The sequence below is a fragment of the Flavobacterium faecale genome, from assembly GCF_003076455.1.
Classification (GTDB): Bacteria; Bacteroidota; Bacteroidia; order Flavobacteriales; family Flavobacteriaceae; genus Flavobacterium; species Flavobacterium faecale.
Map to the genome: position 1 here is coordinate 2072382 of NZ_CP020918.1, position 24927 is coordinate 2097308.

General features: G+C 34.8%; 21 protein-coding genes. 9 read left to right on the plus strand and 12 right to left on the minus strand.

What is annotated here, in order from left to right:
- Positions 1–766: 766 nt before the first annotated feature.
- The gene (locus tag FFWV33_RS09090) at positions 767–1174 is read right to left on the minus strand and encodes a DUF1003 domain-containing protein (RefSeq protein WP_108740616.1); all 408 of its coding nucleotides are present in this window, start codon (positions 1172–1174) and stop codon (positions 767–769) included.
- A gap of 169 nt (positions 1175–1343) precedes the next feature.
- Here FFWV33_RS09090 and FFWV33_RS09095 point away from each other — a divergent pair, with 169 nt between their 5' ends.
- The 3 genes from FFWV33_RS09095 to FFWV33_RS09105 all read left to right on the plus strand — a co-directional run bounded on the left by FFWV33_RS09095 (position 1344) and on the right by FFWV33_RS09105 (position 4107).
- Positions 1344–2363, plus strand: coding sequence for a quinone-dependent dihydroorotate dehydrogenase (locus FFWV33_RS09095; RefSeq protein WP_108740617.1), 1020 nt, complete (start codon positions 1344–1346; stop codon positions 2361–2363).
- Positions 2364–2456: 93 nt separating this feature from the next.
- Positions 2457–3377: an AEC family transporter gene (locus FFWV33_RS09100; RefSeq protein ID WP_108740618.1), complete on the plus strand. Its 921-nt coding sequence runs from the start codon at positions 2457–2459 to the stop codon at positions 3375–3377.
- Positions 3378–3468: 91 nt separating this feature from the next.
- Positions 3469–4107 carry a peroxiredoxin gene (locus FFWV33_RS09105; protein WP_108740619.1) on the plus strand — a complete coding sequence of 213 codons (639 nt, stop codon included), beginning with the start codon at positions 3469–3471 and terminating at the stop codon, positions 4105–4107.
- Between the two features lie 244 nt (positions 4108–4351).
- Here FFWV33_RS09105 and FFWV33_RS09110 read toward each other — a convergent pair whose 3' ends face one another.
- From FFWV33_RS09110 to FFWV33_RS09155, 11 genes are all read right to left on the minus strand, one after another.
- Positions 4352–6160 (minus strand): alpha-amylase family glycosyl hydrolase, encoded by a 1809-nt coding sequence (locus tag FFWV33_RS09110; RefSeq protein WP_108740620.1) that lies wholly within the window; start codon positions 6158–6160, stop codon positions 4352–4354.
- The gene (locus FFWV33_RS19310) at positions 6145–6309 is read right to left on the minus strand and encodes a hypothetical protein (RefSeq protein WP_159085998.1); all 165 of its coding nucleotides are present in this window, start codon (positions 6307–6309) and stop codon (positions 6145–6147) included. The genes FFWV33_RS09110 and FFWV33_RS19310 overlap by 16 nt, the downstream gene beginning before the upstream one ends.
- A gap of 458 nt (positions 6310–6767) precedes the next feature.
- Positions 6768–7211, minus strand: a complete 444-nt coding sequence (locus FFWV33_RS09115) for a response regulator (RefSeq protein ID WP_108740621.1) — start codon at positions 7209–7211, stop codon at positions 6768–6770.
- A gap of 79 nt (positions 7212–7290) precedes the next feature.
- Positions 7291–7875 carry a helix-turn-helix domain-containing protein gene (locus FFWV33_RS09120; protein WP_108740622.1) on the minus strand — a complete coding sequence of 195 codons (585 nt, stop codon included), beginning with the start codon at positions 7873–7875 and terminating at the stop codon, positions 7291–7293.
- A gap of 1316 nt (positions 7876–9191) precedes the next feature.
- Positions 9192–9653, minus strand: a complete 462-nt coding sequence (gene tnpA / locus FFWV33_RS09125) for an IS200/IS605 family transposase (RefSeq protein ID WP_108740623.1) — start codon at positions 9651–9653, stop codon at positions 9192–9194.
- A gap of 307 nt (positions 9654–9960) precedes the next feature.
- Complete coding sequence (gene nudK / locus FFWV33_RS09130) at positions 9961–10542, minus strand: GDP-mannose pyrophosphatase NudK (protein WP_108740624.1); 582 nt, start codon at positions 10540–10542, stop codon at positions 9961–9963.
- Positions 10543–10592: 50 nt separating this feature from the next.
- Positions 10593–11864 carry an adenylosuccinate synthase gene (locus tag FFWV33_RS09135; RefSeq protein ID WP_108740625.1) on the minus strand — a complete coding sequence of 424 codons (1272 nt, stop codon included), beginning with the start codon at positions 11862–11864 and terminating at the stop codon, positions 10593–10595.
- 83 nt (positions 11865–11947) lie between these two features.
- A complete protein-coding gene (locus tag FFWV33_RS09140) occupies positions 11948–12451 on the minus strand; it encodes a Fur family transcriptional regulator (RefSeq protein ID WP_108740626.1) in 504 nt (167 codons plus the stop codon).
- A gap of 185 nt (positions 12452–12636) precedes the next feature.
- A complete protein-coding gene (locus FFWV33_RS09145; RefSeq protein ID WP_108740627.1) occupies positions 12637–14856 on the minus strand; it encodes a RelA/SpoT family protein in 2220 nt (739 codons plus the stop codon).
- A gap of 99 nt (positions 14857–14955) precedes the next feature.
- Positions 14956–16503, minus strand: coding sequence for a serine hydrolase (locus tag FFWV33_RS09150; RefSeq protein WP_108740628.1), 1548 nt, complete (start codon positions 16501–16503; stop codon positions 14956–14958).
- 13 nt (positions 16504–16516) lie between these two features.
- Complete coding sequence (locus tag FFWV33_RS09155) at positions 16517–17302, minus strand: TrmH family RNA methyltransferase (protein ID WP_108740629.1); 786 nt, start codon at positions 17300–17302, stop codon at positions 16517–16519.
- 206 nt (positions 17303–17508) lie between these two features.
- Here FFWV33_RS09155 and FFWV33_RS09160 point away from each other — a divergent pair, with 206 nt between their 5' ends.
- The 6 genes from FFWV33_RS09160 (at position 17509) to FFWV33_RS09185 (ending at position 24708) form a co-directional block, all read left to right on the plus strand.
- Entirely contained in the window at positions 17509–18111 is a 603-nt protein-coding gene (locus FFWV33_RS09160) for a trimeric intracellular cation channel family protein (RefSeq protein ID WP_108740630.1), read from the plus strand.
- A gap of 253 nt (positions 18112–18364) precedes the next feature.
- On the plus strand, positions 18365–19342 hold the full coding sequence (locus FFWV33_RS09165) for a GNAT family N-acetyltransferase (protein WP_108740631.1): 978 nt from the start codon (positions 18365–18367) through the stop codon (positions 19340–19342).
- Positions 19339–20439 (plus strand): DegT/DnrJ/EryC1/StrS family aminotransferase, encoded by a 1101-nt coding sequence (locus FFWV33_RS09170; protein WP_108740632.1) that lies wholly within the window; start codon positions 19339–19341, stop codon positions 20437–20439. The genes FFWV33_RS09165 and FFWV33_RS09170 overlap by 4 nt, the downstream gene beginning before the upstream one ends.
- A complete protein-coding gene (locus FFWV33_RS09175; RefSeq protein ID WP_108740633.1) occupies positions 20439–21758 on the plus strand; it encodes a CDP-glycerol glycerophosphotransferase family protein in 1320 nt (439 codons plus the stop codon). The genes FFWV33_RS09170 and FFWV33_RS09175 overlap by 1 nt, the downstream gene beginning before the upstream one ends.
- Positions 21759–21797: 39 nt before the next feature.
- Positions 21798–23174: a bifunctional cytidylyltransferase/SDR family oxidoreductase gene (locus FFWV33_RS09180; protein ID WP_108740634.1), complete on the plus strand. Its 1377-nt coding sequence runs from the start codon at positions 21798–21800 to the stop codon at positions 23172–23174.
- Between the two features lie 85 nt (positions 23175–23259).
- On the plus strand, positions 23260–24708 hold the full coding sequence (locus FFWV33_RS09185; protein WP_108740635.1) for a lipopolysaccharide biosynthesis protein: 1449 nt from the start codon (positions 23260–23262) through the stop codon (positions 24706–24708).
- Positions 24709–24927 lie beyond the last annotated feature (219 nt).

A 24927-nucleotide genomic window follows, 5' to 3' on the forward strand; every position in this document is an offset into this window, starting at 1 on the left:
ATACCTTTTTCGATTTAATTAAAAGTTTGGTCCGCAAAGATTCATAGAGAGAATGCGCAGAGATTCGCTAAGTTTCTGCATAATCTGTGATTCCGTAGGAATCTAGCGGTATTATTTGTGGTAATTTTTTTTTGAGAAACTGGACAAAATCTATCTGTTTGTTTTTTTAAACACATAGATTCATAGAGTTTTGTAGTGTTATATTTAGTCGTTTTACTCTCATAGGGAGCATAGTGTGTGAGGTGTAAGTAGGACTTTTTTTTAAACAGATAGAGTCATAGAATTTTGTATTATAAATTTCAGTCGTTTTACTCTCATAGGACGCATAGTGTGTGAGGTGTAAGTAGGACTTTTTTTTTAAACACATAGATTCATAGCATTTTGGAGTGCTATGTTCAGTCGTTTTACTCTCATAGGGAACATAGTGTGTGAGGTGTGAAAAGAGTTTTTTTAAACACATAGATTCATAGATTTTGAAAGTGCTATATCTAGTCGTTTTACTCTCATAGTTTACATAGTGAGTGAGGTATAAACAGGAGTTTTTTTAAACACATAGATTCATAGATTTTGAAAGTGCTATATCTAGTCGTTTTACTCTCATAGGGAGCATATTGTGTGGCGTGTGAAAAGAGTTTTTTTCAACTCAGATTATCGAAATAAAATAAAACTTAAATAATAATCTGTGTTAATCTGTGGAATCTGTGTTTACTTTGTTAGCTACAAAATAAATCTGTGCCAATTCGTGCAATTCGTGTTGAAAAACAATCTATTTCATTTCCTCCAGAATTCGAATAATCTTATCTAATTTTTCGATTTCGATGGAGTTTAATTTATCAGCCAAAGCTTCAATTTCGAGTTTTGCTTCTTTGTTGGTGTTGTAGTCGTCTTGTGCTTGTACACGGTCACGTTCATTTTGACGGTTTTGTGCCATCATAATTATAGGTGCAGCATAAGCAGCTTGGGTAGAAAACAATAAGTTTAACAAAATAAATGGATAAGCATCCCAATGTTTGAAAAAGGCAACCATATTTAGTCCCATCCAAATGATTACAAAGACAGTTTGGATGATAATAAAGCGCCAAGATCCCATTCCTTTGGCGACAGCATCAGCTATTCGGCCACCATAATTAAGATTTTCACGGTAGCTTTGGTGCCAGTTTTTATTCAGATTCATAAGAGTATAATTTTATGATATAAAGTAACGAAAGTTTTTAGTACGAGCTAAAATAAAGAAATAAACTTTTATAGCATGTATATTAGGTAGATTGCAGCTTAAAAATACTTCTCAACAGTTTCTATTTCGGTTAGATAGTAGTATTTTTGCCAAAATTAAAAAATCAGCTATGTACAAGTTACTATTACGTCCCTTACTTTTTTGTTTTGACCCTGAGAAAGTACATTACTTCACTTTTTCATTAGTTCGTTTTACCTCAAAAATCCCTGGTTTTAGTGCTTTGTACAGATCTTTGTATTTGGTAGATGATAAACGTTTGGAAACAGAAGTGTTTGGGTTGAAATTTAAAAATCCGGTCGGACTAGCAGCTGGTTTTGATAAGGATGCGAAATTGTACAAAGAATTATCCAATTTTGGTTTTGGTTTTATCGAAATCGGAACTTTAACTCCCAAAGGACAAGATGGAAATCCAAAAACGCGTCTCTTTCGGTTAAAAGAAGACCAAGCGATTATCAACAGAATGGGTTTTAATAATGGTGGTGTACTTGAAGCTGTTGAACGATTGAAATCAAACAACGGCGTTTTGATTGGTGGAAATATTGGTAAAAATAAACTTACACCCAACGAAGAGGCAACTTTAGATTACGAAATTTGTTTTGATGCCTTGTATGCTCACGTAGATTATTTTGTTGTGAATGTTAGTTCACCAAACACGCCCAATTTGCGTGCCTTGCAGGACAAAGAACCATTGACACAATTGTTGCAAACACTACAAAATAAAAATATAGCCAAGCCAAAACAAAAACCAATTTTACTAAAAATCGCTCCAGATTTGACAGACGATCAATTACTAGATATTATTGATATTGTTAATGCTACCAAAATTGCAGGTGTAATTGCCACCAATACAACAATCTCCCGTGAAGGTTTACAGTCAGAAAACAAAACGGAAATGGGTGGCCTGTCAGGAAAACCATTGACAAAACGATCTACAGAGGTGATTCGATTTTTATCTCAAAAAAGCAATAAATCATTTCCAATCATCGGAGTAGGAGGGATACATACCGCCGAAGATGCTTTAGAAAAATTAGATGCAGGTGCAAGTTTGGTACAACTCTATACCGGATTTATTTATGAAGGCCCTGCTTTGGTAAAAGCCATTAATAAAAAGATTTTGGCTAGAAAATAATTTTTCGATCTATAAATTTTATGCTAACCAACCCTGTTTTTAAAAATACGGTTGGTTTTTTTACTTAAAAATAGTACAAATTAAAACCAGGCTATGTTTAATATCATTCTTATTTTTGTCTTCCTGCTGTTGGGAATCGTTTTGCAAAATGTTAGAAAGTTTCCAGTTTTATCGGCTTACAAAATCCTGAACAAAATTGTGGTGACGGTTTGTTTACCTGCAATTGTATTGTATTATATTCCAAAATTAGTTTGGAGTAATGAACTTTTATACCCTATTGGTGCAGCGTGGATCGGTTTTGTAGTGGCTTTTCTTTTGTTTTATTTTCTAGGAAAAAAATGGGGATGGTCCAACAAATTAATCGGTTGCCTTGTCTTGACTGCTGGTCTCGGAAACACATCGTTCTTAGGATACCCAATTATTAGTGCTTTGTATGGCGAAGCGGGGCTAAAGATTGCTATTTTGGTTGATCAGCCAGGGACTGTAGTCGTGTTATCTACTTTGGGTATTTTTGTGGCAACTTATTTTTCGAAAGACAATCTGAATCCCATGCAAATGTTGGTTCGAGTTTTTAAATTTCCTCCCTTTGTGTTTTTTATTATCGCTTGCTTACTGAATGTTTTTTCGATTTCAATTAATGAAAATCTACAAATCATCCTGAAAAGTTTAGGAAGTATTATGGCGCCATTGGCATTAACATCGGTAGGGTTGCAGTTGCGATTTGAGCGTAAAAGTCAACATTGGCGCTTTTTGGGTTTTGGTCTTTTGTACAAATTAATCTTGACTCCTGCATTGATCTATGTGTTGTATGTGATGATTTTGGGTCAAAAATCGTCCATGATTGGGGTGGTATTAATGGAAACCGCTATGGCATCCAATATTACCGCAAGTATTTTGGCAGCAAGCTATGGTCTCAAGCCTCGACTAGCGAGCATGATGATTGGATATGGGATTCCGCTATCGTTCATTTCTCTTATTTTTTGGTACTTTGTTGCGCAATATAGTGCCGTCTAAAAGTCCTTTTAGCCTTTATTTATGATTTGATACTAGCACTATTTGCCTTTTTTTTCCTAATTTTAATCAAAATTTAAAATTACATAGCACTATGGCAACAATACGATTAGGAGATATAGCTCCAGATTTTACTACAGATACAACACAAGGAAAAATAAGTTTTCATGAATGGCTAGGTGACTCTTGGGGAGTTTTGTTTTCGCACCCATCCGATTTCACGCCTGTATGTACAACCGAGTTAGGAACAGTAGCAAACTATTTTCCTGAATTTCAAAAACGAAATACCAAAGTAATTGCTTTGAGTGTAGATGGTGTAGAGTCGCATTTGAAATGGATTAAGGATATTGAGGAGACTCAAAATGTAACCCTACAATACCCAATTATCGCTGACGAAAGTAAAGAAGTGGCCAATCTATATGATATGATTCACCCAAATGCTGATAATACGCTAACGGTACGTTCGGTATTTATAATTGGTGCAGACAAAAAAGTGAAGTTGATCTTGACCTATCCTGCGTCAACAGGAAGAAATTTTGACGAATTACTTCGTGTGATTGATAGTTTGCAATTAACAGCTGATTATAGTGTAGCTACTCCAGCAAACTGGAAAGACGGTGATGACGTTGTAATTTCAACTGCTATCAAAGACGAAGATATTCCAGCGAAATTCCCAAAAGGATTCAACCGCATCAAATATTATTTGAGAATGACACCACAACCTAATAAATAAGGGTGTTACCAAATTGACCGATTAAGTGTTATCAAGTTATAAGGAATCAACTTAGTCAAACAATATTAAAATTATGTCTTGCACGTTTTACTACTATATCAAATATAGGAGATATCAATATGTTCCTCACATAGCATAAAAAAAAAGGGAATTCAAATTAGTTTTGAATTCCCTTTTTGATGTTCTATAATTTTGATGAATTTGCAAAAGTCTTATTCTATTACTTTTTCGCAAAAAAAACAATTTAATCCTCGTTTGTTGTAGGTACAAAAATTAATGCAGCATAAGCTGGTAAGTTTGACGTTGCCTTCATGGCTTCATTGTCATAACCTTCCTGATCAATTTGAATAGGATGAACTTCCATATCGGTAAATTCTTCATCATATCCTGTCCAATCACTATTAAATACCAATTGAAAACCCGCTGCTTGCGTGATTCCAAAACTGTAATTTTCGTACGATACGTTTGATAAATTTACAAGCACCACCGTCGAATCACTAAAATCTTCTTTAGTAGATCGTGCGTAGGCCAGTACTTTATTCTGTTCATTAAAGTGCAAAATTTTGGTGAATTGCCCTTTTAATCCTTGGGTTTCAAATTTTTCTTCAGTTCGCAAGCGTACCAAGTCTCTTACCATTCTAGTAATGCCCTTGTGCTTTTTCTGTTGGTCCCAATCAAGTGCTTCTGTATCTTGAAAATATTCATCTTCAATAAATTCCTGACCTTGAAACAACATCGGGATTCCTGGTGATGTTAGAGTAATAGCAATTCCTAAGATTGCTCTCTTCTTGCCAAAGAAGCTATCTGCGTTTCCTGGCTCAATCTCTTCAGGTACGCGCGCTTTGCCATTCGCAACCTCATCATGAGATTCGGTATATATAATTCTTTCAAAAGCATCTATATTGTATTTAAATAAGATGGCATCAACTAATGCTTGCATATCGCGGTGCTCATCTCCTTGTTCAATTAAAACTTTTCTAACTGGGTGTACAAAATTCATGTCCCATTGTGATCCATAACCTAATCCACCATTCTCAGTAGATAGTGTTACCAAATCATCACCTTTCAAATCTTCGGCAATAGTTAATTTACCTGGATATTTTGAGTTAATTTCAGCATTAATATCTCTCATTAACTGATTTCCTTCTGGTATTTCTGTATCATATCCCAATCCACCACCTTCATAACGTATGTATGAGGTAGCGTCCATTCGTAAACCATCACAATGATAATCTTCAATCCACATCAAGGCATTGTCTCGTATGTATTGACGAACTTCGTCGCGACCATAGTCAGGTCTTGAATCACCCCATGGAGTCTCAGATCTGTGATCATTGTAGAAATAAATTCCACCTTTATCATTTTCAGACCAGCCATCAAATTGCCATAAATCCATATCCGAAGGGCCAAAATGATTGTAAACAACATCCAAAATTACGGCTATACCTTCTTTGTGAAAAGCATTTACCATTTTTGCAAATGCTTCTGCACCACCATAATCACGCTCAATGGCAAATGGATACGATGGGTTGTAACCCCAAGAGATACCTCCAGCAAATTCGGCAATTGGTAGTATTTCAACGCAGTTTATTGCCAATGATTTCAAATATGGAATTTTCTTGATTACATCTTCAAACGTAGCCACTTGGTCTTCCTGTTTTCTATTGAAGGTACCAACGTGCAATTCGTAAATTACCAAATTGTTCCATGATTTCATTTCGAAATCTTGGTCTTCCCATTCAAATTCGATGTTTGTAACCAATGAATTTCCGTTACTGTTAGTCATCTCTTTGGCGTAAGGATCATTACGCTCCAAGATTTGCTTACCATTGTGAATGATGAACTTGTATTCATCACCTGCTTTTGCATTTTTTACCGTAACTGCCCAATAGCCATTTTCTTCTGCCTTGAGTTTGTTTTTACTTTTGCTCCATTCGTTGAATGTGCCCGTAACATACACTTTGTCCGCATTGGGTGCCCACACTCTAAAGGTGGTTCCTGCTTTAGATACTATCGCACCCATGCCTTCGACTTTTGCTATAATCTTTTCCATAATCTTAGATTTTGCGGAATCGTGTTGCTAGTTAACTCTTTTACCTCTTTGCCATAAAGCGAAGTTGTTTTTGTCCAAGGGTCATCTTCTCTATTGGTTAATTTAGATTTTGCGTACGTCTTTCCTACTTTTGAAAATTGTGTGTTCATCGTGTTTTGTTTTTTGAATTAGTAATAGAATTTCAACAATACAAAGATGATTCAATTGTCTATTTAGAAAATTATAGAATTTTATGGTGTAGTTATATAATTACAATTTATGCACCATTTTTCATTACATTTTAGGACTTATTGCAGGTATTTGATTGTGCTTTCGCTTAAAAGTTATTATCTAATACTAGATGTTAATATTGCTAACAGTATCTAGAATGCCAATTGCATTAAGGTAGAATGCTTTGGTAGTGAGTTGATTGTGAAATTTTGAGCTACGTTTAAATATTTGTGCGAGCTTACTGAAAATCATGATTTTTAGATACTACGTAAATATTGGAAATATGAATTAAAGTAGACCTAAAAGCATTGACAATAAATTCTCCTTGTAGTTTTTATGATCGAAAAGGCTGCAGTTATAAATTAAAAAAGCCAGACGTTGGTCTGGCTGGTTGTTGTTATTTTACTAAAATGAAATTGTTTAAATCAGGCTTATGTGACATCCAATTGATTTTACTTACGTCAGAAATCATTTTGATGAGGTCGTTGAAATCGTATGGTTTAATGGCATAATAATTTGCTCCAAAATTTAAACTCATTTCGATATCCACTTTACTAGAACTAGTAGAGTACATCACGACTGGTACCTGATAAATAGTCGGTTCGTTGCGTATTTCTTTCAATAATTCAAGGCCAGATTTCTTTGGCATGTTCACATCTAGAAAAACGACTCCGTTTTTGAATTTGTTATTCATAATCCCTTCTACAAGGTTTTCTCCATTTTTATGAATATGGAGTTCAATTATATTGGTATGGCTTGTTGCAACGCTATCTACAGCGTCATTAAAAAACATTATATCATCTTCGTCGTCATCGGCATAAAAGATACTTAAGTTACTCATTGTACGTATTCGTTAGTGTGTAAAAGTATTGTATTTATACCATAACGGCTTCACTTTTTGAGTGTATTACTTGTGAATTTTATTGTTTTTTATCGGCTAAATCTTCATTAAGTTCCTGAATTGCAACTCTTCGCTTTTCTTTCACATTTTTAAAATGAGTAGGATTGAAGCCTGTTACTTTTTTAAATTGTGTCGAAAATGCAGACAAACTACTAAAATGAAGTTTGGTTGCTATTTCAGAAAAATTATATTCTTCGAATAAAATCATTTCCTTCGCCTTTTCCATTTTTATCAAATTGATATAAGTAATTATAGTACTCGAAGTAACCTCAGAAAATGCATTAGAAATATAATTGTAATCAAGATCTAATTTTTTGCTCAAATAATCAGAGATATTAATTTTGATATTTTCTTCGTTGTTTACATATTCTTGGCAGGAATTTTTAATTTTTTCGATTAAAATTCCGCCTTTGCTTTCTATGATTTCAAGACCAACGGTTTTTATTTTAGCATTTAATGTTCGTTTCTTTTCTTCGCTTAATTCCTCTTTAACTTGAACTTCTCCAAGTTCTACCTTAATAGGGTGTAGATCGAGTTCTTCTAGCGCGTCTTTTACAAACACTTTACAGCTCTCGCAAGCCATATTCTTGATATAGATTTTCATTTTGTGAATTTTGGTTTGTAAATATAGGAGTTTAGGCAAGATATTATATCATAGAGCGTCATGTAAATCATGTTTTTATATCGTCCCTACGGGACTACGAAATTGAGGTAGATTTTTTTTTACCAATATATTGTCCCTACGGGGCATTCTGTCAATTTATAGAGATGTAATAATGGTAGAAAACAGAAAAGGTTTAGCAATTAAATCGCGAATAGATTTTCATTAGTGAATTGAAGTTAATGTGGGGCAATCCCGTAGGTAGGCAAAATGGTAGAAACGATAATCGGTTTAGCCGTAAAATCCCGAATTGCTTATCATTATTGAATTGGTGCAAATACAAGCCAATCCCGTAGGGATGACATATCCGTAGAAAACAATAAAAGTTTAGGGGTTAAATCCCGTAGGGATGATATGTAATGGATATCAGATTCTAACAAAAATTTTATTTAAAGATCGTGTCTTTATATCGTCCATACGGGACTACTGGATTTATTATGATGTTTTTTCTACCAATATATTGTCCCTACGGGACATTTTGTCAATCCCGTACAGATAGAATATAGATAGAAAAGATAATCGGTTTATCATCAAAATCCCGAATTGATTAACAATATTAATTAGGTGCAAATGCAAGCCAATCCCGTAGGGATGACATATCTGTAGAAAACAAAAACGGTTTAGCAATAAAATCCCGTAGGAATGGTATAATATGGATATCAGATTCAAACAAATATGTTATTTAAAGATCGTGTCTTTATATCGTCCCTACGGGACTACTGTATTTATTATAATGTCTTTTCTACCAATATTTTGTCCCTACGGGACATTCTATCAATCCTGTAAGGTTGAAATATCGGTAGAAAACAGATAAGATTTAGAAGTAAACCCCTGAATTGATTACCAATAATGAATATGTGCAAACAAAGGCCAATCCCGTAGGGATTATATATTGGTAGAAAATAATAACGGTTTAGGAATTAAATCCCGTAGGGATGATATATAATGGATATCAGATTCTAACAAAAATGTTATTTAAAGATCGTGTCTTTATATCGTCCCTCCGGGACTACTGGATTTATTGTAATGTCTTTTCTACCAATATTTTGTCCCTACGGGACATTATATCAATCCTGTAAAGATGAAATATCGGTAGAAATCAGATAAGGTTTAGCATTAAAATACCGAATAGATTATCATAATCGAATTGGTGCAAATGCAAGCCAATCCCGTAGGGATGACATATCGGTAGAAAACAAAAATGGTCTAGAAATTAATCCCGTAGGGATGATATATTTTTTATTCTATTCCTAATATTGTTAGATTGGGTCTTTAAAGATGTATTGTTCATCAAATTCGATTTCAAAGGCTTTTAGAAACTTCAGGTATTCTTCCTTGAAGGATTCTTTTTTATGATGTTCTTCTTGATTCTGAATGTATTGAATTACTTTGGTAACGTGAGATTTTGAATAAGAAAATGCACCATAGCCTTCTTGCCATTCAAATTTTACCTTTAAAAACCGTTTTTCATTTATCCATTTAGACGAATTTCCTTTGATGTCTTGTAATAATTCTGAAATGGACTGTGATGGTCGCATTCCTATGAAAAGATGAATGTGATCAGGCATTCCGTTTATTGCTAGTAGTTTATGGTTATTATGGTGTATTATGCCAGTGATGTATTGGTATAATTCTTTTTTGAAAGAAGGATGAATTAGGCCGTTCCTATATTTTACGGCAAAGACAAATTGAAGGTGTATTTGCGTGAAGGTATTTGCCATAGAGTAGTTTTTTTTTCCTTGATAATTGGTCTGTAATCTAAATGTATTTGAAATTTTAAAAGTTTAATATGCAGTGTTTGCTATTGCTACTAAGATAATTAAAAAACAAACTGCTTTAGAATTTAAAATTTACTAGATAAACGACTATTCTGCCCAGGATAGAAACGGAAAGCCCGCAAGCAGGGAGCCCTTAAAAAATAAATCCCCAAACAGCGACCGGAGGAAGCTCGTTTGGGGATTATGTTTTTTGGGTGACCTGTGCGGACTTGCAGTGTATAGCCTGAAATGGCAGCCAACTAGTTATTTGCTACAAACCTAAATTGATTTTGGCGTATTGTAATAATAAAATGGTTTTGGCATCTTTAATTTCGCCTGTTGCAATCATATTATATGCTTTTTCGAATGGCCATTCTAGGACTTCAATCTCTTCTTGTTCGTGTTCGAGTCCGCCACCTTCACTTACCTTCATGTTTGCTGTGTATTCGCCCACAAAAAGATATAGAATTTCAGTTACGGCACCTGGAGAAACGTAGGTTTCCATTACCTTTTGAACGTCGGTGATGCGGTAGCCTGTTTCTTCTTCGGTCTCACGGATGATGCATTGTTCGGGTTGGTCTGCGTCAAGTAGGCCTGCGCAAACTTCGATCAACATACCGCTTGGATTGCCGTTTAAATAGGAGGGAAGGCGAAATTGGCGCGTAAGAATCACTGTTTTGTGTTCTTTGTTGTATAAAAGGATTCCTGCTCCGTTACCGCGATCGTATACCTCTCTACGTTGGGTAATCCAGTTTCCTTTTTTGTTGAGGTAGTCAAAGGTTACTTTGTTGAGTAGGTAGTAATCGTTTGCGAGTACTTCGGTATTTGTGATTTTGATTGAAGGGTTTTGCATTTTTGTATTTGTTAAAAAAAAAACGCTCTGATAAGTCAGAGCGTTTGGTATTATTTAAGTATCGTTTGTTTTCTGTCTGGACCTACAGAAACTATTTTGATAGGTACTTCAACCTCTTTCTCGATAAAGTCAATATATTCTTTTAATTCAATAGGCAACTCATCATAAGTTGTCATTCCTGTTAAATCTTGTTTCCATCCTTTGAACTCTTTGTAAACAGGAGTTACATTTTCTGGCTCGATGTTGTAAGGGAAATGGCTGATTTCTTTTCCTTTGTATTGGTATGATGTACATACTTTTAAGGTATCAAAACCAGAAAGCACATCACCTTTCATCATCATTAATTGCGTTACACCGTTTACTTGAACAGCATATTTTAAGGCTACAATATCCAACCATCCGCAACGTCTTTGTCTTCCTGTTACCGATCCAAATTCGTTACCAACTCTTGCCATTGTAGAACCATCTTCGTCAAAAAGTTCTGTTGGAAAAGGTCCGCTACCTACACGTGTAGTGTATGCTTTGAAGATTCCGTATACTTCTTTGATTTTGTTTGGTGCAATTCCAAGACCCGTACAAGCTCCTGCAGCTGTGGTGTTTGAAGAAGTTACAAATGGATATGTTCCAAAATCTACATCTAGCAAAGAACCTTGCGCTCCTTCACATAAGATTGATTTACCTGCTTTTTGAGCTTGGTACATGTATTCTTCACTATCAATAAAGTCAAGTTTTTTGATTTCTTCAATTGATTCAAAAAATTCAGCTTCTAGTTCGGGTAAGTTATATTCTAATTTTACTCCGTAGAAAGCGATCATTGCTTCGTGCTTGTCAGCCAAGGCGCGGTATCTTTCTTTAAAGTCTTCCAATTCGATATCACCAACTCTTAGACCATTACGACCTGTTTTGTCCATGTAAGTTGGGCCAATACCTTTAAGAGTCGAACCAATTTTGGCTTTTCCTTTTGAAGCTTCAGAGGCTGCATCCAATAGACGGTGAGTAGGTAAAATTAGGTGTGCTTTTCTAGAAATGATTAATTTCTTTTTGATATCGATATTGAATTTTGCTAATCCTTCGATTTCTTTTTGGAAAACAACTGGGTCAATTACGACACCGTTTCCAATTACGTTTACCGCCGTTTTATGAAAAATTCCAGAAGGAATTGTTCTAAGTACGTGTTTTATTCCGTCAAATTCTAAAGTATGTCCAGCGTTTGGGCCTCCTTGAAAACGAGCAATAATATCGTAATTTGAGGTTAGAACGTCAACAATTTTACCTTTTCCTTCGTCTCCCCATTGTAATCCTAGTAATAAATCTACGGTCATTTTAAGTTCTTTATTAAATCGTTAATCTGTTTTGATGGTCAATCACAGTAAGGTTCGACCTTTTATTTAAACTAAATTCTCTATTATTTTTTTTCGATATCTTCTTCAATAATAGCAACAACTTCTTCTACTTTTGGCTTTTTCTTAGCACCATAAAAATATAGAGAATGGTTGGTGATATCAACATCAAAAATTTCTTCAATAGTTTTTTTGATGATTTGGATGCGTGGATCGCAAAACTCTACCACTTCGCCGGTATCGGTCATGATAAGGTGATCGTGCTGTTTGTCAAAATATGATTTTTCGTAATGTGCTTGGTTCTGTCCAAATTGATGTTTGCGCACCAAGGCACAATCCAAAAGTAACTCGATAGTATTGTATAAGGTAGCACGACTTACACGATAGTTTTTGTTTTTCATTTTGATGTATAAGTTTTCTACATCGAAATGTTCTTCGCTATCGTAAATTTCCTGAAGGATAGCATAACGTTCTGGCGTTTTTCTATGTCCTTTATTCTCAAGATACATTGTAAAAACATTTTTTACAATTTCTTGGTTTTTGATGTTATCTGTGGAAATGAGTGTCATATTCGGCAAAGATAAATTATTATTTAATAGTTCCCTAGGATTGAATTTAATTTTATGTTTTTACACAGATAATTGCCCTTTGTTAAAATATAATTTTTCGGACCAAAACAGTGTTACGCTTTGTAAGCAATGACTGCTGTTGTTTGGTTTGGTCTCGAAAATAAATTCTTAAAATAGGTTTGGTTTTAATTGGTGTACACGCGAGTTACCTTGTCTACGCCATCAATTTTTTTGATATTTTCAATTAATTTTTTCAAAATGCGGTTATTTTGTACAATCACAATCACTTGCCCTTTGAAAAGTCCTGCGTCACCACTTAATGAAATACTTTGAATGTTGACATTCATATTATTTGAGATTACTTTGGTGAGTTCATTGGTTAATCCCATTGTATCCATACCTGTAATATTCAGCATTGCTTTGAATTCTTGCTCGCTAGAGTCAATCCATTTTGCAGGCATAATGCGATAAGCATAATTAGATTGCATCGAGATTGCATTAGGGCAATCTTTTTTATGGACTTTTATTCCTTCATTAATAGTCACAAAACCAAAAACATCATCTCCTGGTATAGGATTACAACAAGCAGATAATTTGTAATCTAATTTGTCTTGCTCTTTACCAAAAACCAACATATCATAATTTTGATTCATGATATTTTTATGCACTTCTGGTGCAGCGGTTTTTTCGCTGCGTTTTATTTTATTTTTAAAGAAATTGATCAGGGTATTTCCTTTTTGAGCAGCGTAGTCTTTGAGTTGTTGGTTCTCGATAGATCCAATTCCAACACGGTAGAACAAATCCAAGCTTGTTTTGAGATGAAAAAAGTTTACCATCTCATTTACAGTTGTTTCATTCAGGGTAATTTTTAGGTGCTTAAGTTTACGTGTAAGCAACTCTTTCCCGTGATCGGCAATTTTTTTGGTATTTTCGTTTAGTACATTTTTGATTTTTGTTTTCGCTCTTGAGGTCGTAACATAATCAAGCCAGTGTGCAGTAGGTTTTTGGTTGGCCGAGGTAATAATTTCGACCTGATCCCCACTTTTAAGTTCGTAATTTAAAGGGACTAATTTTCCGTTTACTCGCGTTCCACGTGTTGTGATTCCGATTTCGGAGTGAATACTGAAAGCAAAATCTAATGATGTTGCCCCTTTTGGTAATGATTTAATATCTCCTTTTGGTGTAAAAATATAGATCTCTTTCGAATATAAATTCATTTTGAAATCTTCTACAAAGTCCACCGCGTTTGATTCGGCATTTTCTATCGCTTCGCGCAATAGGTTCAGCCATACATCCAAACCATGTTCTTCTTCGCCACCATTTTTGTATTTGTAGTGAGCAGCATAACCTTTTTCGGCTATTTCGTCCATTCGTTCACTACGCACTTGTACTTCGACCCAGCGGCCTTTTGGTCCCATTACAGTAATATGTAAGGCTTCGTAACCCGTTGATTTTGGAGACGAAATCCAGTCACGCAAACGGCTTGGGCTTGGGCGATAATGGTCGGTTACGATGGAGTAAATCTTCCAAGCGATAAATTTTTCGTCATGTGGAATCGATTTGTATACGATACGCAAAGCAAATTTGTCATAGACTTGGTCGAAACCAACATTTTGCGCTTGCATTTTTTTTCGAATCGAATAAATAGATTTAGGACGACCTTTGATAATGTAATCCAGGCCTTCCTCGTCTAATGATGCTTTCAAAACCGCTGAGATATCTTTGATGTAGGTATCTTGCTGTTCTTTAGTCTCTTTGATCTTGCTTACAATGTCATTGTAAATCTTCGGTTCGGTATATTTTAAACCTAAGTCTTCGAGTTTAGTCTTGATATTGTAGAGTCCTAGTCGGTGGGCTAGCGGCGCGTATATGTATAAGGTCTCAGAGGCAATTTTTTCTTGTTTGTAGTCATCCATGGAGTCCATGGTTTGCATATTGTGCAACCTATCGGCAAGTTTGATCAGAATTACTCGGACATCATCGTTGAGTGTCAAGATCATTTTTCTGAAATTCTCGGCCTGCATGGAGACTTTGGTATCCTTTTGGACCAGCGAAATTTTGGTCAATCCCTCAACTAGCTGTGCCACTTTGGGATTAAACATTCGTTCGATATCTTTAACAGTGATAGGCGTATCTTCAACTACATCATGCATCAAGGCTGCAGCGATAGAAGTGGCACCCAATCCAATCTCTGATGCCACAATTTTGGCCACGGCAATAGGATGGAAGATATAAGCTTCTCCCGATTTTCGTCGCTGTTCTTTGTGCGCATCTACGGCTACGTCAAATGCTTTTCGAATGAGTTTTTTGTCCTCGGCAGTTAGCGTTTGGTAACTTATTCGAAGTAATTCTTTGTATTCTTGAGCAATAGCCTTATTTTCTTTCTCGATATCTATTTCTATCATAACATGGGGTTCATTTCCTAAAAATAATGATTTGTTTACACCTGTGCAAGTGATATGGCAAGGTTCGAAAATAAAATTAAAGGCCGTTTTTATCTTTGGTTAGTCTATTTTGCTAAAGTCTAAATCTTGAAAATCATAACTAAAATCGGTTAGCTCTGATATTGCATTCATTTTTAGTGCCGTAACTTCTTTTTTAGAGTTGTATTCGAATAGTAAATGGGCATCTGCATGAAAATAAGGGTTATCCCATTTCACTACATAATTTCCGTCTTTATAGAAAAACACTTCACCTTTTAACTGTGAAGAGCGTTGTGATGCAAAATAAAGGCGTCCTTTTTTCGCTGAGATAGTCACATTACCAAACCAATTGTCTTTGTAGGTTCCTAAAATGGCTTTGTAGTCTACTTTAATTTTTTCTTTTTTGTTGTTGGCTACAGTTGCCCAAACTAGATCGGTAACTTTGTCTGCAGAATCTTCATTGGCTTTCATTCTGTTACTATATTTCACCACATAATCTTCTGATGGGATTTCTAAGTAGCTGTCTTTTATGGTATTGGTTATGGCACTAAACGCCGCACCTGATTGCTGATTTGTCAAAACAATAATAGCCAATTGTAACTCAGGGATATAGGTTGTTTGGGTTACAATACCCTCAAGTCCGCCAGTGTGAGTAACTTGTTTGTACCCTTTGATATCACTTAGAAACCAACCCAATCCATAACCACTAAAGTGCGTGTTGTAAGGTGGTCGTCCTTTACTAGGGATGATGGTTTGCAATTGCCACATTTCATCATGCTCCTTTTCAGAAACCAGTCTTTTTCCTTCATGTCCGTATTTCCCGTTATTCATGTGCATGATAGCCCATTTACTCAAGTCGTTTACACTGGAATAGATACCAGCTGCGGCATCAAAAAGTTGATTTTTATACCTTTTTATGACTTTTAGTTTTCCGTCAATCGGTACGTGGGGCACGATGATATTTGTGCTGTCTTTTAATCGAACAAAAGAGGCTGCACTATCATTCATTTCCAGTGGTTTCATAATTTTGCTTTCAATAAAATCACACCAGCTTTGACCGCTAACCACTTGGATTACTTCGCCCGCTACAATATACAACAGATTGTCGTAGTCATATTTGGTTCTAAAACCAGAAACAGGTTTTAGGTATTGCAAGTTCACAATGATTTCTTGGGCCGTAAAGTTGCTTCCGTCGGGCCATATCATTAAATCTCCAGCTCCAAGGCCTAAGCCACTGCGGTGGGTGAGTAAATCTCTTATGGTAAATTCTTGAGTTACGTACTCATTGTACATTTTAAAATTAGGCAAGTATTTAATTACTTTGTCATCCCAGTTAATCTTCCCTTCGTCAACTAGCATAGCTAGCGCAGCACTGGTAAATGCTTTGCTATTTGATGCAATACCAAACAACGTATTTGCATCTACTTTTTCTTTGGTCTCAATAGATTTAACACCATATCCTTTTGATAGAACTATTTTACCATCTTTTACAATAGCAACAGCGATCCCAGGAACATTAAAGGCGGTCAAGGTTTTGTTGACTAATTGATCAACTTGTGTTTCGGTAATTTGTGCAACGGCAGTCGTAGCATTTGCAACCAATAATAGTAAGGCAATGTATTTTTTCATAATAATTTTTGGATTAAAAACCTCTTTGTCTTTTTGCTTCGAATATTAAAATCGCCGCTGCTACAGATACATTCATAGAATCAATTTCGCCCTGCATCGGAATAATAATATTTTGTGTTGCGGCATCACGCCATTCTTGTGTGAGTCCGGTAGCCTCTGTGCCTACTACGAGTGCAGTGGGTGTGGTGTAATCTTGGGTATGATATCCGGTAGAGTTTTGCAATGTTGCGCAATAAAAATCAATCTTTTTTTCTTGCAAAAAAGCAATGATTTCTGCTGTTGTACCCGTGGCAATTTGGTTGGTAAACAAACAGCCTACGCTTGATCGCACGATATTTGGATTGTATAAATCACTTTTTGGATTGGCAATAATTACGGCATCAAGATTGGCGGCATCTGCGGTACGTAAAAGGGCACCGATATTTCCTGGTTTTTCTGGAGCTTCGGCAATTAAAATCAACGGATTCTCTGAAAGTTTTAAATCGGATAACAACATCGATTTTGATTGCGCAATAGCCAAAATGCCTTCGGTTGTGTCACGATAGGCAAGTTTTTGAAAAACATCTTTATTAATCTCTATAAAATCAGCTGATGGAGCTGTTTTTTTTGCTTCAAGTTCGGTGCAAATTTCAGGGTAAAAAAGTATGGTTTCCATTTGATAACCACCTTTGATTGCGATTTCAATTTCACGTTTTCCTTCAATAATAAAAGTACCGGTTTGTTTGCGGTTCTTTGCTTTTTCTTGTAATAAAACCAACGATTTTATAAACGGATTCTGAACGGAGGAAATTTGTTTCAAGGGATGCTATTTAGGATTATTATCTAGGTCTGTTTTGCTGCTTTACAGTTTTAACTTGGGGATAAAAAATGCAATTAAAATGCTAAGATACTATAGATTTTTTTAATTTAAAATAGAATCCAGAGAACGCAGGACAAATGATGAATAATGTGTTTTTATTTTTCTACTTTTGCACCCCTTTTCAAACTGTTATAAATTATAGTGTTATGTTTTATTGGATTCAAATTGTTGGTGTTTTGGCGTTCTCCATGTCAGGGGCCTTAACGGCTATGAATAAAAGGATGGATGCGTTCGGAATTTTCATCATCGCATTTGTTACTGCTCTGGGTGGTGGTACTTTGAGAGATGTTTTGATTGGAAAAACTCCCGTAAGTTGGATGGAGGATTTAACCTATGTCAATTTGGTTGTGGCAGGATTTTTTTTAGCTATTATTTTTCGAAAAAAACTAGAGTATCTTAGGGTATCTTTTTTCTTATTTGACACCATCGGACTCGGTGTTTTTACTCTCATTGGTTTAGAAAAAGGAATTAATATTGGTTTGCATCCCGTAATTTGTGTAGCGATCGGGACTATGACCGCTTGTTTTGGTGGGGTGATACGTGATATATTGTGCAATGAAATCCCGGTTATTTTTCGAAAAGAAGTCTATGCAACAATTTGTATAATGGGTGGAATCCTATTTTTTATACTTAGAAAATTCAATCTCAACGAAGATATTTTATATCTAATTACTTCTTCTTTTATTATATCCATTCGTTTGTTGGCTGTACAGTTTAAATGGGCTTTGCCAGCTATTCAACATAAATAAGGTGCAACTTTTCTTTTTTATCGAATGTGTATTTGTAATTCGCATTATTGGTTTAGGTTGAATAAGGTATGACAGCAAAAGAAGCAACACTCTGATTGTGAAATCTACTATTTACTATTTCTTTTTATTCGAAAAAAATAAAAATAGGACCCTCTTTTTGACTATTTTAAGGTTGCATTCATGGCTTGTTTTGATTTTTAGGATATAAAATCGATAAAAAGTCTTATTTTCACCACTTAATAGTGCAGGTATAGTGAGTCATTTTCAAGTAAAAAAATATACAACCGAAGAGTACAGCCAATGGAACGCCTTTGTTTCTGGGGCAAAAAACGCTACTTTTTTGTTTCATCGTGATTTTATGGAGTACCATCAAGATCGATTTGAAGATTGCTCTTTGATGGTGTTCGAAAATGAAAAAATAGTTGCAATTTTACCTGCAAATCGACTGGGCAAAATGCTGCTTTCGCACCAAGGATTAAGTTATGGTGGACTAGTTTACACACAAGATTTACGGTTAACCTCTGTGGTCTCCATTTTTGCAGCCGTACTAAAGTTTCTTGAACAAATAGAAATCACAACTTTGCAACTTAAATTGCTTCCAACTTTTTACCATCAAAAACCGGCTCAAGAAATAGATTATGTTCTGTTTTTACTACAAGCAAAACTAATCCGTAGAGATAGTAGCTCACTAATTGATTTATCACAGAAAGTAACTTTTTCGAAATTAAGAAAAAGAGGAATTTCAAAAGCCGTAAAGAATCAGTTGGTCATAAAAGAAGAAAATCAGTTGACTGCGTTTTGGTCGCAAGTCTTGATTCCGAATTTAAAAAACAGACATGAGGCACAACCTGTTCATTCGATTGAGGAAATTACTTTACTCAAAGCAAAATTTCCTTTACAAATAAAACAATTTAGCGTCTACAAAGACGATATAATTGTAGCAGGAACCACAATTTTTGAGTCGAACAACGTGGCGCATTGTCAATACATTTCAAAATATGAAGGTGGTGAAAACTTGGGTTCTTTGGATTTTCTATTTCAGTATTTAATCACCGAAAAATATAAAAACAAACGTTATTTTGACTTCGGAATTTCAAATGAAGAACAAGGTCGAAAATTAAATAAAGGCTTGAGTAACTGGAAAGAAAGTTTTGGAGCCAGTACCGCTGTACATGACTTTTATGAAATTGAAATTGCAAAATATCCTTTGCTCGAAAATTGTATGATATGATTCCGTTTTTAGATTTAAAAAAAATGAACCAGCCCTACGAAGCTGCCTTTCAAGAAAAAGTAACCGCTTTTTTTGAAAAAGGATGGTATATTCTAGGTGATGAAGTTGCTGCTTTCGAAAAGCAATTTGCAGCCTATTGTGGCACCACCCATTGCATAGGTGTAGGTAATGGACTCGACGCGTTGGTTTTGATTTTAAAAGGTTATATCACCCTTGGTAAACTCCAAAAGGGAGATGAGGTTATTGTGCCTGCCAATACTTATATAGCGACAATTTTAGCGATATTACAATCAGATTTGGTTCCTGTTATGGTCGAGCCAACTGAAGATACATTTAATATAGATACTTCATTAATTCCGAAAAAAATAACACCAAAAACCAAAGCTATTTTGACAGTACATTTGTACGGACAATGTAGTGATATGGACGAAATTATAACAATTGCAAAAGCACATAATTTATTAGTTATTGAAGATGCCGCTCAGGCTCATGGTGCCGTTTTTCAAGACAAGAGAGTAGGAAGTTTAGGCAATGCTGCTGCTTTTAGTTTCTATCCGGGGAAAAATTTGGGAGCTCTTGGTGATGGTGGTGCTATTACCACCAATGATGACGATTTGGCTGAAGTACTGTTTTCGTTACGTAATTATGGTTCTAGAGTAAAATACAAAAACGATTATATTGGTTTTAATTCAAGATTAGATGAATTGCAAGCTGCTTTTTTGAATCTAAAATTACCAAACTTAGATAAAGATAATCAGCTGCGAAGAGATATTGCAAGTAGGTATCTAGCGGAGATTAAGAATAAGGAAGTTAGATTACCTAAATGGGATTTTTCAAATAATCATGTGTTTCATTTGTTTGTTATTCGAATAAAGAGAAGAGATGATTTACAAAAAAAATTATTTGGAAACGGAATCCAAACTGTGATACATTATCCCATACCACCACATCAACAAAATGCGTTGAAGGAATGGAATCATTTGTCATTGCCGATTACAGAAAAAATTCATGATGAAGTTTTGAGTCTTCCTATAAGTCCTGTTTTGACTACGGAGGAAGTAGATACGATTATTCGAATATTAAATTCATTTTTATAATGAAAAAAATAAGAGAAATAGTCAAAAAAAACATCCATCCCAAACTATGGCGTTTTCTTGCTGATAGTTATATATTTATAATGACTAATCGTCTTTACGTCTATTATTTATTTTATATCTCCCCCAAAAGACAAGAAAAAGCTTTAAAAAGAATTAGAAAAAAAGACAAAATAAAAGTAGCATTTTTTCTGATACACGAATCGGTTTGGAAATACGATTTGGTTTATAGATTAATGGTAGAACACCCTAAATTTGATCCTGTTATTTTTGTTTGTCCAGTGGTTAATTATGGAAAAGATAGCATGTTGTATGAGATGAATAAATCTTTTACTGTTTTTAAAAATAAAGGGTATAATGTGTTAAGAACATTTGATGATATTACAGGGAAATATCTTGACATACAAAAAGAATATGCTCCAGATATTATTTTCTATACCAATCCTTATAATGGATTAATAGATAAGCGGTATTATATTTACAAATTTCCTACTACCTTAATATGTTATGTTCCCTATGCTATTATGACTACGAAGTACGATTCATTTTTTAATTTAGATTTCCATAATATAGTTTGGAAAATTTTTTCAGAAACGCCCCTTCATCATAAAATATTGACTGAAAAGCAAAAAATAAAAGCTCGGAACAGTATTGTTACAGGTTTTCCAGGATTCGATCAGTTGCTAATTAACAAAAAGCCAGATGATAAGGTATGGAAAAGCACTAGTGAAAATTTAAAGCGCGTGATATGGGCACCACATCATTTGATGAAGGAGTTGAATAAAGTGTCCAATTTTTTAGAATATTATGATTATTTTTTAGAGCTAGCAAATAGGTATCAAGATAAATTGCAAATTGCGTTTAAACCACATCCATTGTTGCGATTGAAGTTGGAAAAAGATCCTGACTGGGGAAAAAAAAAGACAGATGCATATTTTGAAAAGTGGGATATATTGGCCAACGGACAGTTGGAGAATGGAAATTACGATGATCTTTTTTTAACATCAGATGCTTTGATTCATGACTGTGGTTCCTTTATGGCAGAGTACCTTGTTACAGGAAAACCAACGCTTTTTATGGTTAGAAATGAAGCCGTTATGGAAGAATGGAATGAGTTTGGACAAAAAGTAGTTTCGTTGCATTATCAATCTAGAAATTTCCAAGAAGTAGATGATTTTATTATGGATGTTGTCTTGAGTGAAAAGGACTGGATGAAAGAGGATAGAAAGACATTTGTGCGAGAATTTTTAATTCAAAATCCTAAATCAACTGCTTCTGAAAATATTTTACGATATTTAGAAGGGCAAATTTTTAAATATTAAAAAGTACTTTTGACATTCATAATTTAGAAATAATAATAAATGAACATAGCTGTCATCTTAGCGGGAGGAGTAGGAGCAAGATTGGGGATGTCTTTGCCAAAGCAGTTTTTTAAGGTTGCTGGAAAAATGGTAATAGAACATGCAGTTGACGTCTTCGAAAAAAATGAATTAATTGACGAGATAGCCATTGTTACCAACGGCCATTATACTTTTATGGTCGAAGATATGATTATTAAGAATAATTGGAAAAAGGTAAAAAAGATTTTGGAAGGAGGAGAGGAACGATATCATTCTAGCTTAGCAGCAGTTAATGCTTATGATGATTTTAAAGAAGCCAATTTGATATTTCATGATGCTGCTCGTCCCTTATTGAGTCAACGAATAGTAAATGATGTTGTAAAAGCAATGGATACTTTTAATGCCGTTGATGTTGCAATTAATTCTGCCGATACTATTATTGAAGTAGCTAATGAAATTATAACAGCCATTCCAGAAAGAGTAAAAATGAGGAGAGGTCAAACTCCTCAAAGTTTCAAACAAGCTCTTATTGCAAAAGCATATAAAATTGCATTAAAGGATAAAAATTTTAGTGCAAGTGATGATTGTGGAATTGTTAAAAAGTATCTTCCCCAAGAAAAAATCTTTGTGGTAAAAGGGGAGGAAGTGAATATGAAATTAACCTATCCAGAGGATACTTATTTATTGGATAAACTTTTTCAATTGCGTTCAGCAGAAATTCAAAATTTCAAGCTTTCACCAGCTATTTTAAATGGCAAGGTAATGGTAGTTTTTGGAGGTACATACGGAATTGGAAAAAGCATTTTAGAACTTGGAGCCTTAAATGGTATTAAAGTTTATAATTTTTCTCGTTCTCATAATAATGTTGATGTTGCCAAGAAAGACGAAGTAGAAAGGGCTTTGAACGAAGTTTTTCAAATAGAAAAAAAAATTGATTTTATAGTTAATGCAGCTGCAATATTACACAAGGAGCCTCTAGAGACCATGCAATACGATGCTATTTGTCAGGCTATAAATACAAATTATTACGGTACGATTACAGTAGCAATTGCATCTCTACCATATTTAAAAAAATCAAATGGACATATTTTGTTTTTTACTTCAAGTTCTTACACAAGAGGTAGAGCATTTTATAGTATTTATTCGTCTACAAAAGCTGCAGTAGTTAATTTTGTTCAAGCTATTTCACAAGAATGGGAGTCTTTTGGGATTAAAGTAAATTGTATTAATCCAGAGCGAACACAGACACCTATGAGGATTAAAAACTTTGGCAGTGAACCAGAAGACTCTTTGCTAAAGCCAGAAACAGTAGCTATGAGATGTTTACAGACTTTGCAGTCTAATTGCACGGGACAAGTGATCGACGTTCGGTTAAATCACCAGGAAAAGGATAAATAAGAATTAATAATTTTCATGTTTAAGTGCTATTTTAAATGTATAAATAGCAAGTTTTATTTTTAATTATTTTTAAAATTAGAATAGATTGTTAAAATCAACAGCAGTCAGGGGAGTTTTATGGTCAGCAATTGACAAGTTTGCGGTACAGGCTAGTCAATTTGCAGTTAGCATTTTGCTAGCTCGTTTGCTGGTACCCGAAGATTTCGGTTTGATAGGTATGTTGGCCATATTTATCGCTATTTCGCAAGCTTTTATAGAAAGTGGTTTGGGATCGGGCCTCATTCAGCGTCAAGAGAGAACTGATCAGGATTTTTCTACTTTGTTTATTTTTAATTTAGCGGTAAGTGCTACCTTATATATAGGACTGTTTATTGCTTCGCCTTATGTAGCTCAGTTTTTCAAAGAACCACAGTTGGTTAATTTACTGCGCGTATTGAGTTTGAACTTGATAGTTATTGCTTTTTCAATCGTGCAGCGAACTAAGTTGACGATAAATCTCGATTTTAAATCTATTGCCAAAAGCAATTTAATTGGGGTAGTAGTTGGTGGTTTTGGTGGAATACTGGCAGCAATAAATGGTTGTGGAGTTTGGTCGTTAGTGTATCAAATTTTGGCAGGATCACTTGCCTCGTGTATAGCATTGTGGTTTTTGAGCAGTTGGAAAGCCTCTGTGTATTTCTCAAAGGACTCTTTTAGGTCCTTGTTTGGTTATGGATCCAAATTGTTACTTGCAGGTTTGTATGCTCAGGTGATGAACAATGTTTACAATGTTTTCTTGGGTAAATATTACTCTTCAATTGCGTTGGGGTATTATTCACGAGCAAAAAACCTAGCCGATGTTTCTGCAGGAACCATTTCAAGTGCGTTGCAACAAGTAACATTTCCTATGTTGGCAAGCGTACAGCACGATCGAGATAAAGTAGTCCTTATATATAGTAAGATGATACGACTTTCGGGTTTTGTTATCATTCCGTTCATGACATTGATCGCTTTGCAAGCTAAGCCCATCGTTTTAGTATTGCTTACCGAGAAATGGGTGTTGTTGATTCCATTATTACAATGGATGGTTTTTTCGCGTATCTTTTTACCATTGAGCGTAATTAATATGAATTTACTCAACGCTATTGGCCGTTCCGACTTATTCTTGAAAGTAGATTTGTCCAAATTTCCTATAACAGTCATAGCAATGATTATTACCATTCCGCTAGGAGTGAAGGCAATTGTGATTGGACATGTGATAACAGCTGCTTTATCCTATTTGATTAATGCCTACCTCCCAGGTAAATTTTATGGTTACGGTGCCTTGCATCAGTTGCGCGATATGCTGCCAGTAGTGGGAGCAACCGTACTTATGTCAATTTGTGTAATTGTGAGTACCTTTCTCATACATAATTTAGTTATTCAACTTTTTTTAGGGTCAGCTGTTGGCTTTGTTAGCTATATGTTTTCTTGCAGGATCTTCAAAATTAAAGAGTACAATGAAATCAAGCAGCTAGTTCAAAAATTATTATCTAAAAAAGAAGTTACAAACTAAGTAGTAAGACTACTAATGTACATTGTATATTGTCACATTTTTTAAACCTGACAGGAACAAATTACAATATTGCATCTTTATTTTCTGAATAAGTGTTATTACTGTTAACTCTGTAGCAATTCAACATTTAAGGTACTTATAAGGACTTGTATTCCCTTTTTATTTCTAAAAACGACAGTATTCTCTTTTTACAAATAACGCAATCTCGCTAATCTTAGG

Coding starts and splice junctions, on each gene's coding strand:
- FFWV33_RS09140 (WP_108740626.1), bottom strand. CDS start 12,451: ATGACACTCATTTCCACAGATAACATCAAAAACCAAGAAATTGTAAAA.
- FFWV33_RS19310 (WP_159085998.1), bottom strand. CDS start 6,309: ATGAACACACAATTTTCAAAAGTAGGAAAGACGTACGCAAAATCTAAA.
- FFWV33_RS09105 (WP_108740619.1), top strand. CDS start 3,469: ATGGCAACAATACGATTAGGAGATATAGCTCCAGATTTTACTACAGAT.
- nudK (WP_108740624.1), bottom strand. CDS start 10,542: ATGCAAAACCCTTCAATCAAAATCACAAATACCGAAGTACTCGCAAAC.
- tnpA (WP_108740623.1), bottom strand. CDS start 9,653: ATGGCAAATACCTTCACGCAAATACACCTTCAATTTGTCTTTGCCGTA.
- FFWV33_RS09090 (WP_108740616.1), bottom strand. CDS start 1,174: ATGAATCTGAATAAAAACTGGCACCAAAGCTACCGTGAAAATCTTAAT.
- FFWV33_RS09095 (WP_108740617.1), top strand. CDS start 1,344: ATGTACAAGTTACTATTACGTCCCTTACTTTTTTGTTTTGACCCTGAG.
- FFWV33_RS09170 (WP_108740632.1), top strand. CDS start 19,339: ATGATTCCGTTTTTAGATTTAAAAAAAATGAACCAGCCCTACGAAGCT.
- FFWV33_RS09180 (WP_108740634.1), top strand. CDS start 21,798: ATGAACATAGCTGTCATCTTAGCGGGAGGAGTAGGAGCAAGATTGGGG.
- FFWV33_RS09135 (WP_108740625.1), bottom strand. CDS start 11,864: ATGACCGTAGATTTATTACTAGGATTACAATGGGGAGACGAAGGAAAA.
- FFWV33_RS09100 (WP_108740618.1), top strand. CDS start 2,457: ATGTTTAATATCATTCTTATTTTTGTCTTCCTGCTGTTGGGAATCGTT.
- FFWV33_RS09120 (WP_108740622.1), bottom strand. CDS start 7,875: ATGAAAATCTATATCAAGAATATGGCTTGCGAGAGCTGTAAAGTGTTT.
- FFWV33_RS09110 (WP_108740620.1), bottom strand. CDS start 6,160: ATGGAAAAGATTATAGCAAAAGTCGAAGGCATGGGTGCGATAGTATCT.
- FFWV33_RS09115 (WP_108740621.1), bottom strand. CDS start 7,211: ATGAGTAACTTAAGTATCTTTTATGCCGATGACGACGAAGATGATATA.
- FFWV33_RS09175 (WP_108740633.1), top strand. CDS start 20,439: ATGAAAAAAATAAGAGAAATAGTCAAAAAAAACATCCATCCCAAACTA.
- FFWV33_RS09160 (WP_108740630.1), top strand. CDS start 17,509: ATGTTTTATTGGATTCAAATTGTTGGTGTTTTGGCGTTCTCCATGTCA.
- FFWV33_RS09145 (WP_108740627.1), bottom strand. CDS start 14,856: ATGATAGAAATAGATATCGAGAAAGAAAATAAGGCTATTGCTCAAGAA.
- FFWV33_RS09150 (WP_108740628.1), bottom strand. CDS start 16,503: ATGAAAAAATACATTGCCTTACTATTATTGGTTGCAAATGCTACGACT.